The organism is Micromonospora sp. WMMD730 (assembly GCF_049178955.1).
Lineage (GTDB): Bacteria > Actinomycetota > Actinomycetes > Mycobacteriales > Micromonosporaceae > Micromonospora > Micromonospora wenchangensis.
The window spans coordinates 1-13,300 of record NZ_JBMHML010000002.1 but is presented as its reverse complement, the minus strand read 5'-3'; the positions used below and the strand labels follow the sequence as shown (position 1 = coordinate 13,300).

Annotated in this window: 8 protein-coding genes and 3 rRNA genes; 3 read left to right on the top strand and 8 right to left on the bottom strand. The window is 67.4% G+C overall.

The features are described 5' to 3' along the window. Positions 1 to 207: 207 nt before the first annotated feature. The 4 genes from rrf to ACN265_RS00090 all read right to left on the bottom strand — a co-directional run bounded on the left by rrf (position 208) and on the right by ACN265_RS00090 (position 6,328). A 5S ribosomal RNA gene (gene rrf, locus ACN265_RS00105) occupies positions 208 to 324 on the bottom strand. Between the two features lie 95 nt (positions 325 to 419). After that, positions 420 to 3,533 (bottom strand): 23S ribosomal RNA (locus ACN265_RS00100). Positions 3,534 to 3,922: 389 nt separating this feature from the next. Continuing rightward, positions 3,923 to 5,437, bottom strand: a 16S ribosomal RNA gene (locus ACN265_RS00095). The 16S, 23S and 5S rRNA genes sit together here, the layout of an rRNA operon. 597 nt (positions 5,438 to 6,034) lie before the next feature. Next, a complete protein-coding gene (locus tag ACN265_RS00090; protein ID WP_421405666.1) occupies positions 6,035 to 6,328 on the bottom strand; it encodes an SCO4848 family membrane protein in 294 nt (97 codons plus the stop codon). Positions 6,329 to 6,501: 173 nt separating this feature from the next. Here ACN265_RS00090 and ACN265_RS00085 point away from each other — a divergent pair, with 173 nt between their 5' ends. Together ACN265_RS00085 and argS are read left to right on the top strand one after the other, a co-directional pair. Beyond that, a complete protein-coding gene (locus tag ACN265_RS00085; RefSeq protein WP_421405665.1) occupies positions 6,502 to 7,041 on the top strand; it encodes a PRC-barrel domain-containing protein in 540 nt (179 codons plus the stop codon). 561 nt (positions 7,042 to 7,602) lie between these two features. Next, a complete protein-coding gene (gene argS / locus ACN265_RS00080) occupies positions 7,603 to 9,321 on the top strand; it encodes an arginine--tRNA ligase (protein WP_421405664.1) in 1,719 nt (572 codons plus the stop codon). A 49-nt stretch (positions 9,322 to 9,370) separates the two neighbouring features. Here argS and ACN265_RS00075 read toward each other — a convergent pair whose 3' ends face one another. The 3 genes from ACN265_RS00075 to ACN265_RS00065 are packed head-to-tail and all read right to left on the bottom strand — an operon-like array spanning position 9,371 to position 11,215. Beyond that, positions 9,371 to 9,874: an SRPBCC family protein gene (locus tag ACN265_RS00075; RefSeq protein WP_421405663.1), complete on the bottom strand. Its 504-nt coding sequence runs from the start codon at positions 9,872 to 9,874 to the stop codon at positions 9,371 to 9,373. Continuing rightward, a complete protein-coding gene (locus tag ACN265_RS00070) occupies positions 9,871 to 10,236 on the bottom strand; it encodes a metalloregulator ArsR/SmtB family transcription factor (protein ID WP_421405662.1) in 366 nt (121 codons plus the stop codon). Before ACN265_RS00070 ends, ACN265_RS00075 begins: the two co-directional genes overlap by 4 nt. Positions 10,237 to 10,285: 49 nt before the next feature. Continuing rightward, positions 10,286 to 11,215, bottom strand: coding sequence for an oxidoreductase (locus ACN265_RS00065; RefSeq protein ID WP_421405661.1), 930 nt, complete (start codon positions 11,213 to 11,215; stop codon positions 10,286 to 10,288). Between the two features lie 107 nt (positions 11,216 to 11,322). Here ACN265_RS00065 and ACN265_RS00060 point away from each other — a divergent pair, with 107 nt between their 5' ends. Beyond that, positions 11,323 to 11,910: a TetR/AcrR family transcriptional regulator gene (locus ACN265_RS00060; protein WP_357935777.1), complete on the top strand. Its 588-nt coding sequence runs from the start codon at positions 11,323 to 11,325 to the stop codon at positions 11,908 to 11,910. Here ACN265_RS00060 and ACN265_RS00055 read toward each other — a convergent pair. Beyond that, positions 11,907 to 13,300: RNA polymerase sigma factor (locus ACN265_RS00055; protein WP_421405667.1), on the bottom strand; the 1,394-nt coding region annotated here is incomplete at its 5' end. The genes ACN265_RS00060 and ACN265_RS00055 overlap by 4 nt on opposite strands.

Below are 13,300 nucleotides of genomic sequence, written 5' to 3'. Positions count from 1 at the left end.
TAGGCGCTTCTTCTACCCACCAGCCCCAACCCCGGGGCCCTCAGCCTGAGGCGAGAAGTCCCGGAGGGGGAGGTTCCGGAGGCGGGGTTTTCCGTGCCGGTGGGGGGCCTCTCTCACGGATAGCGGAAGCAGTTCCGGGGGGAGAGATATGGTGTGGAATGCAGTTGAGGCCAACCCCTGTTCGGGGTTGGCCTCAACTGAAAGGTTGTCCGGCGGTGTCCTACTCTCCCACACCCTCCCGAGTGCAGTACCATCGGCGCTGGAGGGCTTAGCTTCCGGGTTCGGAATGTGACCGGGCGTTTCCCCTCCGCCATGACCGCCGTAACACTATGAACATATCAAACAACACACACACCCACACACTGTGGGGGGTTGTTTGGTGTTTGTTCAGAGTTGCACAGTGGACGCGTAGCAGCCTTGTTGTCAAGTCCTCGGCCTATTAGTACCGGTCAACTCAACCCGTTACCGAGCTTACATTTCCGGCCTATCAACCCAGTCGTCTAGCTGGGGGCCTTACCCCCACAAAGTGGGGTGGGATACCTCATCTTGAAGCAGGCTTCCCGCTTAGATGCTTTCAGCGGTTATCCCTTCCGAACGTAGCTAACCAGCCGTGCCCCTGGCGGGACAACTGGCACACCAGAGGTTCGTCCGTCCCGGTCCTCTCGTACTAGGGACAGCCCTTCTCAAGTATCCTACGCGCACGGCGGATAGGGACCGAACTGTCTCACGACGTTCTAAACCCAGCTCGCGTACCGCTTTAATGGGCGAACAGCCCAACCCTTGGGACCTGCTACAGCCCCAGGATGCGACGAGCCGACATCGAGGTGCCAAACCATCCCGTCGATATGGACTCTTGGGGAAGATCAGCCTGTTATCCCCGGGGTACCTTTTATCCGTTGAGCGACACCGCTTCCACACGCAAGTGCCGGATCACTAGTCCCGACTTTCGTCCCTGCTCGACCTGTCAGTCTCACAGTCAAGCTCCCTTGTGCACTTGCACTCAACACCTGATTGCCAACCAGGCTGAGGGAACCTTTGGGCGCCTCCGTTACCCTTTAGGAGGCAACCGCCCCAGTTAAACTACCCACCAGACACTGTCCCTGAACCGGATAACGGTCCGAAGTTAGATACCCAAATCAACCAGAGTGGTATTTCAAGATTGCCTCCACCCATACTGGCGTACAGGTTTCACCGGCTCCCACCTATCCTACACAAGTCCATTCAGATACCAATGTCAAGCTATAGTAAAGGTCCCGGGGTCTTTCCGTCCTGCCGCGCGTAACGAGCATCTTTACTCGTACTGCAATTTCGCCGGGCCTGTGGTTGAGACAGTGGGGAAGTCGTTACGCCATTCGTGCAGGTCGGAACTTACCCGACAAGGAATTTCGCTACCTTAGGATGGTTATAGTTACCACCGCCGTTTACTGGCGCTTAAGTTCTCCGCTTCGCCCCCAAAAGGAGCTAACAGGTCCCCTTAACGTTCCAGCACCGGGCAGGCGTCAGTCCATATACATCGAATTACTTCTTCGCATGGACCTGTGTTTTTAGTAAACAGTCGCTTCCCCCTGCTCTCTGCGGCCATACAACGCTCCACCCGCACGGGGCTTCACGTCTCCGGCCCCCCTTCTCCCTAAGTTACGGGGGCAATTTGCCGAGTTCCTTAACCACAGTTCGCCCGATCGCCTCGGTATTCTCTACCTGACCACCTGTGTCGGTTTGGGGTACGGGCCGCTCAGAACTCGCTAGAGGCTTTTCTCGGCAGCATAGGATCACTGACTTCACCTGAATCGGCTCGGCATCACGTCTCAGCCTCAATGCACCGCGGATTTGCCTACGGCACGGCCTACACGCTTACCCCGGCACAACCACCGGCCGGGCTCAGCTACCTTCCTGCGTCACCCCATCGCTTGACTACTACCCGCCAGGTTCCCACGCTCCCCAACATCCGTCCGAAGACATCAGCCAGCTCGGGTGGTTAGCACAACGAGGTTCATCAGGGACGCTCTTTCGCGGGTACGGGAATATCAACCCGTTGTCCATCGACTACGCCTCTCGGCCTCGCCTTAGGTCCCGACTCACCCAGGGCGGATTAGCCTGGCCCTGGAACCCTTGGTCATCCGGCGGAAGGGTTTCTCACCCTTCTTTCGCTACTCATGCCTGCATTCTCACTCGTGCCGCGTCCACAACTGGGTCACCCCGCTGCTTCACCCCCGGCACGACGCTCCCCTACCCATCCACACACCTGCACAAGGAATCAAGTCCAAGCGAGATTAAAATGTGAATGCCACAGCTTCGGCGGTGTGCTTGAGCCCCGCTACATTGTCGGCGCGGAACCACTTGACCAGTGAGCTATTACGCACTCTTTAAAGGGTGGCTGCTTCTAAGCCAACCTCCTGGTTGTCTATGCGACCCCACATCCTTTTCCACTTAGCACACGCTTAGGGGCCTTAGCTGGTGATCTGGGCTGTTTCCCTCTCGACTACGAAGCTTATCCCCCGCAGTCTCACTGCCGCGCTCTCACTTACCGGCATTCGGAGTTTGGCTGATTTCGGTAAGCTTGTAGGCCCCCTAGACCATCCAGTGCTCTACCTCCGGCAAGAAACACACGACGCTGCACCTAAATGCATTTCGGGGAGAACCAGCTATCACGGAGTTTGATTGGCCTTTCACCCCTAACCACAGGTCATCCCCCAACTTTTCAACGTTGGTGGGTTCGGCCCTCCACGCGGTCTTACCCGCGCTTCAGCCTGCCCATGGCTAGATCACTCCGCTTCGGGTCTAGAACATGCGACTACGACGCCCTATTCAGACTCGCTTTCGCTACGGCTCCCCCACACGGGTTAACCTCGCCACATGCCACTAACTCGCAGGCTCATTCTTCAAAAGGCACGCCGTCACCCCGCAAGGCTCCGACGGATTGTAGGCGAACGGTTTCAGGTACTATTTCACTCCCCTCCCGGGGTACTTTTCACCATTCCCTCACGGTACTCGTCCGCTATCGGTCACCAGGAAGTATTTAGGCTTACCAGGTGGTCCTGGCAGATTCACGGCAGATTTCAGGAGTCCGCCGCTACTCGGGAACACCCACAGAAGATCAGCAACTTTCACCTACCGGACTCTCACCGACTACGGTTGGCTTTTCCACACCATTCGGCTAGCCACTGATTTTATAACTCCTCGAATGCATGTCAGTACACTCAGCAGGGTCCCACAACCCCGACCACGCAACCCCTGACAGGTATCACACGCAACCGGTTTAGCCTCAATCCGCTTTCGCTCGCCACTACTCACGGAATCACTACATTGTTTTCTCTTCCTACGGGTACTGAGATGTTTCACTTCCCCGCGTTCCCCCCACACACCCTATGTGTTCAGGTGCGGGTGACACCACATGACTGGTGCCAGGTTTCCCCATTCGGACACCCTGGGATCACAGCTTGGTTGACAGCTCCCCCAGGCCTATCGCGGCCTCCCACGTCCTTCATCGGCTCCTGGTGCCAAGGCATCCACCGTTCGCCCTTGACAACTTGACCACAAAGATGCTCGCGTCCACTGTGCAATTCTCAACAAACAACCAACCCACAACCCGAAAGCCCCACACCAGCAACCCCACCCCACCCCACAAGGCAGAACAGAATCCGGTATGCGAGACCAGGCCATGCCTGGCAGACCACCGAAGCTCACGCTCCAGAACAGTCCTCCGAAAAAACAACCTCAGGTTGTTCCTTCAGGACCCAACAGGGTGCTCACATCCCTCCACCAGCCGCACCAGGACCCCGTTCCCACCACCGAAGCAGCTGTACTAGGTATCCCGGCCGTTGCCAGGGAAAAACTTGCCAGTGTCTCCGCCATCTGAGCACCCCACCACCACATTCGGGCAGTGTGGGCTCCATACCGGCTTTCACCGGATGGTGCTCCTTAGAAAGGAGGTGATCCAGCCGCACCTTCCGGTACGGCTACCTTGTTACGACTTCGTCCCAATCGCCAGCCCCACCTTCGACGGCTCCCTCCACAAGGGTTGGGCCACCGGCTTCGGGTGTTGCCGACTTTCGTGACGTGACGGGCGGTGTGTACAAGGCCCGGGAACGTATTCACCGCAGCGTTGCTGATCTGCGATTACTAGCGACTCCGACTTCACGGGGTCGAGTTGCAGACCCCGATCCGAACTGAGACCGGCTTTTTGGGATTCGCTCCACCTCACGGCATCGCAACCCATTGTACCGGCCATTGTAGCATGCGTGAAGCCCTGGACATAAGGGGCATGATGACTTGACGTCATCCCCACCTTCCTCCGAGTTGACCCCGGCAGTCTTCGATGAGTCCCCGCCATAACGCGCTGGCAACATCGAACGAGGGTTGCGCTCGTTGCGGGACTTAACCCAACATCTCACGACACGAGCTGACGACAGCCATGCACCACCTGTGACCGCCCCCGAAGGACCTCCCATCTCTGGAAGTTTTGCGGCCATGTCAAACCCAGGTAAGGTTCTTCGCGTTGCATCGAATTAATCCGCATGCTCCGCCGCTTGTGCGGGCCCCCGTCAATTCCTTTGAGTTTTAGCCTTGCGGCCGTACTCCCCAGGCGGGGCGCTTAATGCGTTAGCTGCGGCACAGGGAACCGGAGAGGCCCCCCACACCTAGCGCCCAACGTTTACAGCGTGGACTACCAGGGTATCTAATCCTGTTCGCTCCCCACGCTTTCGCTCCTCAGCGTCAGTATCGGCCCAGAGACCCGCCTTCGCCACCGGTGTTCCTCCTGATATCTGCGCATTTCACCGCTACACCAGGAATTCCAGTCTCCCCTACCGAACTCTAGCCTGCCCGTATCGACCGCAGGCTTGGGGTTGAGCCCCAAGTTTTCACGGTCGACGCGACAAGCCGCCTACGAGCTCTTTACGCCCAATAAATCCGGACAACGCTCGCACCCTACGTCTTACCGCGGCTGCTGGCACGTAGTTGGCCGGTGCTTCTTCTGCAGGTACCGTCACTTGCGCTTCGTCCCTGCTGAAAGAGGTTTACAACCCGAAGGCCGTCATCCCTCACGCGGCGTCGCTGCATCAGGCTTCCGCCCATTGTGCAATATTCCCCACTGCTGCCTCCCGTAGGAGTCTGGGCCGTGTCTCAGTCCCAGTGTGGCCGGTCGCCCTCTCAGGCCGGCTACCCGTCGTCGCCTTGGTAGGCCATCACCCCACCAACAAGCTGATAGGCCGCGAGCCCATCCCAGGCCGAAAAACTTTCCACCAAACCCCATGCAGGGCAAGGTCATATCCGGTATTAGCCCCCGTTTCCGAGGGTTATCCCAAAGCCTAGGGCAGGTTACTCACGTGTTACTCACCCGTTCGCCGCTCGAGTACCCCGAAGGGCCTTTCCGCTCGACTTGCATGTGTTAAGCACGCCGCCAGCGTTCGTCCTGAGCCAGGATCAAACTCTCCAACAAAAACCTGTTGAACAGCATCCTGACAACAAAAGTGTTGCCAAAGGAATCCCAGCCAACCAAACCCGAAGATTCGGCCAGCCCGGGGTATAAAACAATTGGCACTGGCTTTACAAGCACCCTGTTGAGTTCTCAAAGAACAACCACACACCAGCCAAACCACCGCACCAACGGCAACCCGACCGGGGTATCTCGTTCGTCGCGCCCCGCGCTCTCGCGCCTGGCACTTTTACTACGTTACCTCACCGTCTTCCCCGTGTCAACCGGTGTGTCCCGGTGTGTCACGCTTCGTACGGCCTTGCTCCGCTGAGCGCACGCAGCGGCCAGCGCTGCGATTGATCATCGGATTTGGCAGAACCGGCCGCTGCGGTCTCCCGCATGCTCGCCCGGTGCTCTGCCGGTCGACAACCTTACCCGGTCGGTTCCGCCCGGCCAAATCCGCCCTGCGGCGTTCGGCTAGCCCCACCCGGACCGCGTCGTCCTGGAGACAGTGCCCCCGACGACCCGGTGCCACACATCGGATTCGAACCCGGGGCTTTTCACCCCGTTTGCCCGTTCCGCGCTGGCAGAGAGAAAGTTACGCGGCCTCAGGTTTGATCGTCAAATCCGCTGGTCATCGGCTTCCGTGCCGCCCGGCTGAACTCGGCGGGACAGGCGACGGGCCGCCCGCCACCCCCGGACGCCGAGCACGCCGGCCGTGGAGCCGATGGCCAACGAGGCGGCGATGAGCAGCGCGTGGATCCAGAGGAAGCCGGTCGGCGCGCCCATGCCGACCGCATCTCCCGACCAGGCCCGCGTGTCGTTCCAGATGGCGAGCCCGAACCTCGGCCAGATCACCCAGGTCCACACCCCGACACCAACCAGGAACAACGACCAACCCCGCGACAACACCATGGTCGACGAGTATCCCAGCGCCCTGCCGCCTACCGGCCCACCCCCACTCCCGCCCCCGACGGCGGTTCCCGGACCACACCGTGTTGATCAAGAGGTTTGCGTCACCCTCGGGGACATCCGTGACGCAAACTTCTTGATCAACACGGTCGAGCGACGGGCCGAGTGGCGGTTACGTGGCGGTCGGGGCGGGCCGGGCCGGCCGGATCTGGTGGCCGGGTTTCCGCTGGTGGGGGTCGGGGCACCTGGCAGGGGTCGACGACGAGGTGGAGGTGGCCCGGATGCAGCCGTTCAACCCGTGGGCGTGGCGTGACCCGGCGGCGCTGGCCGGTGGATACGACCAGACCGAGCCGGGTGAGCGGCCCGACCGGGAGTCACACGACGGACCGGACGCGCCCGGCCCGGGCACACCGCTCGACCTGACCGGATACCGGGTGGAGGCGACCGACGGGCGGATCGGCGCGATCGACGAGGCGAGCGAGGACGCGGGTGCCCGCTGGCTGGTGGTGGACACCGGGCCGTGGATCTTCGGGCGGAAGGTCCTGCTGCCGGTCGGCACGGTCGCCCGGGTGGACCACGGGGACCGGGTGGTGCACGTCGACCGGAGCCGGGAACAGGTCAAGGACTCCCCGGTCTTCGATCCCGAGGACGGTGCCCGGCCGGACTACCGCGACCAGGTCGGCGACTACTACACGAAGAGCTACCGCCGGGGCTGACCGGCGGGGCCCCGGCGGCATCTCGGTGGGGGTCGAGACCCGCCGACGGGCACCGTGGTCGTTCCGGTGCCGGCATGCCCTGCAAAACGAGACCGATCACCTCGCCGGCCGGGTCCGCCCGACGGGCACTCGCGGGCGGACCGGCCCAGGCCGGGACCAGGCCAGGCCGGGACCAGGCCAGGACCAGCAGGGCCGACCGACCACGCCGGGACGGGACGCATCGGCAGGGCGACCGACCAGGCCGGCACGGGACGGAACGTGGCCAGCAGAGCCGAACCGGCCACGCCGGGACCGGACGCGGCCGGCAGGGCCGGACCAGCCACGCCGACGGTCCGGTACGCTGCCGGCATGACCAGCGCGACCGCTCAGCACACCCGGACGTCGTACGACGTCGTGGTCGGTGCGGAGCGACGCCGGCGATCCGTCGCCCGCCCGCGCTGACCCATTCCCCTGCGACCGGCGGATCGAGCCGCCGGTCACCACCGCTGTCCTCGGTCCGTCCGCAGGCTCCCCCGTCCGGGGATCCGCCTGACTGACGGATCCGAGCAGATCGGCGTACCAATGGATCTTGAAAGGTTGCTCACCGACCGGCTGACGCCCGCGTTCGCCGCCGTGGCCGGCGAACCGGTCGCGCCCACCGTGCGGCGCTCGCCGCGGGCGGACTTCCAGTCCGACGCGGCACTGGCGCTGGCCCGGCGGCTCGGCCGGCCCCCGCGCGAGATCGCCCGGGCGGTGCTGGACCACGCGGTCCTCGACGACGTCTGCGCGGTGGCGGAGGTCTCCGGCCCCGGATTCGTCAACCTGACCCTCGCCGACGGGGCGCTGGCCGGGATGGTCGCCGCGCTCGCCGGCGACGAGCGGCTCGGGGTGCCGGTGACCGGCGAGCCGGAGACCGTGGTGGTCGACTACTCGGGGCCGAACGTGGCGAAGGAGATGCACGTCGGGCACCTGCGCTCGACGGTCATCGGCGACGCGGCCGTCCGGGTGCTGGGCTGGCTCGGACACCGTGTCGTCCGGGTCAACCACCTGGGCGACTGGGGCACCCCGTTCGGGATGCTGATCGCGCACCTGGTGGACCTCGGTGAGGCGGAGGCGGCGCAGGAGCTGTCCATCGGCGACCTGGACGGGTTCTACCGGGCGGCCCGGTCGAAGTTCGACGCCGACCCGGCGTTCCGGGAACGCGCCCGGCAGCGGGTGGTCGCCTTGCAGGGCGGCGACCCGGAGACCCGCCGGCTGTGGCGGCTGCTGGTCGGGCAGTCCCAGCGGTACTTCCTGACCGTGTACGAGCTGCTCGACGTCACCCTGAGCGAGGAGGACTTCCGGGGCGAGAGCGCGTACAACGACCGGCTCGGCGCGGTGGTGACCGACCTCGACCGGCTCGGGTTGCTGACCGACAGCGCCGGGGCGACCTGCGTCTTCCCGCCCGGGTTCGTCGGACGCGACGGCGTCGGGCTGCCGTTGATCGTGCGCAAGGGCGACGGTGGGTTCGGGTACCCGGCGACGGACCTGGCGGCGCTACGGCAGCGCGTCGACGAGCTGGGCGCGACCCGGCTGCTCTACGTGGTGGGCCTGCCGCAGCAGCAGCACTTCGCCATGGTGTTCGCGGTGGCCGGGCAGGCGGGTTGGCTGCGTCCACCAGTCCGGGCCGAGCACCTCGGCTTCGGCTCCGTCCTCGGCCCGGACGGGCGGATGCTGCGCAGCCGGGCCGGCGGGTCGGTGAAGCTGGTCGACCTGCTGACGGAGGCGGTCACCCGGGCGACCGCGCTGGCCCGGACCCGCAACCCGGACCTGGACGAGGCGGCGGCGGCCGAGATCGGCCGGGCCGTCGGCATCGGCGCGATCAAGTACGCCGACCTGGCCACCGACCGGACCCGTGACTACGTGCTCGACTGGGAGCGGATGCTCGCCCTCGACGGCAACACCGCCCCCTACCTCCAGTACGCGTACACCCGGACCCGGTCGGTGCTGCGGCGGGCCGGTGCGGTGCCGGGGGCGGCGACCGTGGTGCTGCTCGGTACCCCGGCGGAGCGGGCGTTGGCGCTCGAGCTGCTCGGGTTCGCCGGTGTCGTCCACGAGGTGGCCCGGACGGCGCGCTTCCACCACCTGGCCGGCTACCTGCACCGGCTGGCCACCCGGTTCAGCACGTTCTACGAGCGGTGTCCGGTGCTGCGGGCGGAGGGGGAGCTGCGAGCGAGCCGGCTGCTGCTGACCGACCTGACGGGACGGACCCTGCGGCAGGGACTGGACCTGCTCGGCATCCGGACGCTCGACCGGATGTGAGCGCGACGCCGGGGCCGCGCCGGGTCGACCGGACGCGGCCCCGGCGGGCTCAGGCGGCCGGCCCGCGCAGCCCCTCGTAGTACGGCTTCATCGCCGGGTAGTAGTCGTCGAACCCGGCCTTCGGGGCGTCCGTCCCGGCGGCCACCAGCAGGTCGAGGTAGTACTCCCAGCCGGGGCCGATCTCGCCGACGTGCTCCTCGCTGTCGAGGTGGTGGGTGAACCGCAGCTCGGTGCGGCCGGCCGTCTCGGTGAGCAGCAGCTCGATCCGCCAGCCGCCCGACCCGTCGGCCGCCGACACGGCCAGGTGCCGGGGCGGCTCGCAGGTCTCGATCCGCAGCTCGGTCCACGGGGCGTCGTCCTCGAAGACCATCTGCAACCGGATCGTCCGGCCGGGGCCGGCGTCGCCCTCCCACGGGCCGAACCAGCGGGCGGTGCGCTCGGGTTCGGTGACGCTCACCCAGACGTCCGCGACGGGGGCGCGGAAGGTGCGTACCAGCACCAGGTCGGTGCCGGTGGCGGTACGGAACAGCCGTCCGGTGGGGGTGCCGGTCACGCGGTTTCTCCTCTGGCTCGGTCCGCCCGGTTGTCGCGCGTGCGGCGCTCCCGGCGGGTGCGGTGGACCTCGGTCTCCAGCGCGTCGAGGTGCTGCGCCCAGCCGCGTGGGCGGCGGAACCGGGCGAGCCAGTCGGCGAGCTCGGTGAACCGGTCGGCGTCGAGCCGGTAGCGCCGTTGCCGGCCCACCAGCTCGCTGCGGACCAGGCCGCTGTCCCGCAGCACCCGCAGGTGGCGGCTGACCGCCGGCCTGCTGATCGGGAACCGGTCGGCGATCTCCCCGGCGGGAAGGTCGCCGTCGCGTAGCAGCTCGAGGATGTGGCGACGCACCGGATCGGATATCGCCGCCGCCACCTCGTCCACCGGTAAAGCGTAACCTATGGGTTACGCTTTACCGGTCAGTCCCCACCGCTCAGCGCAGCGGGGTGGGCGTCAGGCGCACCCCGGTGATCTCTTCGGAGCGGGCCCACAGGTCGGCGGCGAGCTGCTGGTCGGTGGCGCGGCCGCGCAACGGCGCGAAGGTGGGCTCGGCGCGGCGGAAGCGTCGGCCGGGACCGATGTGCCGGTCGGTGGGCGCGGTCGGGACGGTGGCGGCGAAGAGCATCGGGGCGGCGGCCTCGTCGAGCGGGCGGCGCAGCGGGCCCGCGAGCACGGTCTCGATCCGGCGGGCGAGTGGCGGCAGGTCCCGGGAGAGGTCGGTCCTGGTCATCCCGGGGTGGGTGAGCAGGCTGCGTACCGGGGAGCCGGCGGCCCGCAGCCGGCGGTCGAGTTCCAGCCCGAACAGCACGTTGGCCAGCTTGGACGTGGCGTAGGCGCCGGCGGCGGAGTAGCGGCGTTCGGCGGCCAGGTCGGTCAGGTCGAGCCGGCCGAGCCGGTAGAGACCGGAGGAGACGGTGACCACGACCGGGTTCCGGCCGAGGGTCAGGGTGGGCAGCAGCCGGACGGTGAGGGCGAAGTGCCCGAGGTGGTTGGTGGCGAACTGGCTCTCCACCCCCTGCGGGCTCAACCGTCGGGGGACGGTGCCGATGCCGGCGTTGTTGACCAGGGCGTCCACCGTGTCGACGTCGCGGTGGAGATCGTCGACGAAGGCGTGGACGGAATCCAGGTCGAGCAGGTCCAACCGGCGGACGACGAGATCGGCCCGGGGGTGGGCGCGGCGGAGTTCGGCCCGGACCCGGGCGCCCTTGGCGGTGTCCCGCACGGCCATCACCACCCGGCCACCCCGGGCGGCCAGGTGGCGGGTGATCGCCGTGCCGAGGCCGCTGCTGGCGCCGGTGACCACGAAGGTCCGGCCGGACTGGTCGGTGAGATCGGCGGCGGTCCAACCGGGTGCGCGATGCATGGCGAGTGCCTTCCGACAGAAGAGTGGATTACCTATCCGATTCAAGCCCGGATTAAACGGATTGTCAATCCGATCGGATGGGTAATCCGCTGAGTTAGGCTGGCGCGGTGACGACGACACTGCGCGCGGACGCCGCGCGCAACCGCGACCGGGTGCTGGCCACCGCCCGCGCGCTGGTGGCGGAGGGCGACCTGTCGTTGCAGCTCAACGACATCGCCCGGCGGGCCGGGGTCGGGGTCGGCACCGTCTACCGGCACTTCCCGACCCGGCGCGCACTGCTGGAGGCGCTCGCCGCCGACGCCTTCGCCGCCCTGCTCGACCAGGCACAGGCGGCGAGCCACGACGACGATCCGTGGGCGGGACTGCAACGGCTGCTGCGCAGCATCCTGCTCGGCCAGCTCACCGAGCCGACCCTCGCCGAAGTGCTCGCGACCAGCCCGGACGAGGACGCCACCGCACCGACCACGACCCGCCGGGCGGAGTTGGCCGCACTCGCCGCGACCGTGCTGGAGCGGGCGACGCGGGCCGGTCAGCTACGCCCCGGACTCACCCTGGACGACCTGCAGCACCTGGTCTGCGGCACCGCGTTCGCCGCCCGGATCGCCGGCGCGCCCGACGACCGGGTCGAGCTGTACCTGGCCGTGCTGCTCGCCGGTGTCCGCGCACCCGACCAGGGTTCACCCCCGCCCGCCTAGCCCGGCCGCACGCACGGGTCGGCCACCGTGGACGACGGGCTCTGCGCGGTCCGGCCGTCGACGGCGGTCACCCGTACCGTCCAGGTCACGGCGGACGCCCGGAGCTGACCCACGGTCACCCGGGCGGACGAGCCGTCCACCGTCATCGCCCGGCTCGTCGGAACGCCCCCGGCGGGGGTGTACCGCACCTGCGCGCTGCTGAGCGCACCGCTGCCGGTGGCCCGGACGACCAGGGCGTAGGCGTCCGCGCCACAGCGGACGTGCGCGTCGGCCGACACCGTGAAGGGCGCGGCGAGCTGCGCACCCGTCGTCGGGCGGGGAGCGGCCGGCGGCCGGGAGGGTGCCGGCGTCGGACCCGGGACGGCACCTGTCGCGGTGCCGGTCGGTGCACCGCCGGGCGCGGACGGGTCACCGGCACCGCTCGCGTCGGGCCCCGGGGTCGTCCGGGCCGACGGGCCTGCGGTGGCGACGACGGACGGCGTGACCGCCGCCGCACCGGTGGGGACGCCGGACGTCACCGACACCTGCCCGGCGTCCCGCCCGGCCGCCGACACCGCCCAGGTGCCGGCCACCACCAGGAGCAGCAACAGCCCGGCGGTCACGGCCATCCGCCGCCGACGCCGCCGGTCGCGGTCCGGGGCCGCGACGCCCGCCGTCCGGGTCGCGGTGGATGTCGCCGCCGCGCCGACCGGGGCCGCCGCGACGCCGATCGGATCCGACCCGCCTCGCCCGGCGGCATCCGACCGACCGGCGACACCGGAGGACCCTTCCGTCGACATCGGATCGGCCGGGGGCGTCGGACCATCGGGCGACGACGGACCGGCGGCCGACGACGGATCAGCCGGTGACGCCAGATCGGCCGGCGACGACGGATCGGGACCGGCCGGAGGGGTCGGCCCGGCGGGGCCGTGGGCTGCGGTGACGTCGGTGGCGTCGCTCCCGACGGTGGGCCCGGACGGGTCGGCGGCGGGACCGCTGCCGGCCGGCAGTTCGGCGGTGGCCTGCACGGCGGTGGAGCCCGCCTCGGCGAGACGCGACCACACCGTCTCGGCCACCACCAGGAACCCCGGCGCGGTGTACGCGGTCAGCAGCGCCGCCGGGTTGCACTGTTCGCGCCGGAGCAGCCCGCACCGTGCGCAGTCGTCGATGTGCCGGGCGAGCCGCTTGCGCAGGACCGGGGTGAGCCGGCCCTGCCAGTCGCCGAGCAGCTCGGCCAGGGCCGGGCAGTCCCGTGCCCCGCTGCGGGCGACGAGCAGCGTGCCGAGCGCCCGTTCGAGCTGCGACCGGGCCCGGGACAGCCGGGCGTGCGCGTGGTTCGTGGGCACCCCCAGGGCCGTACCGATGTCGGCGGAGGAGAGGTCGTGGCGGATCGCCAGGTGCACCACCTCAC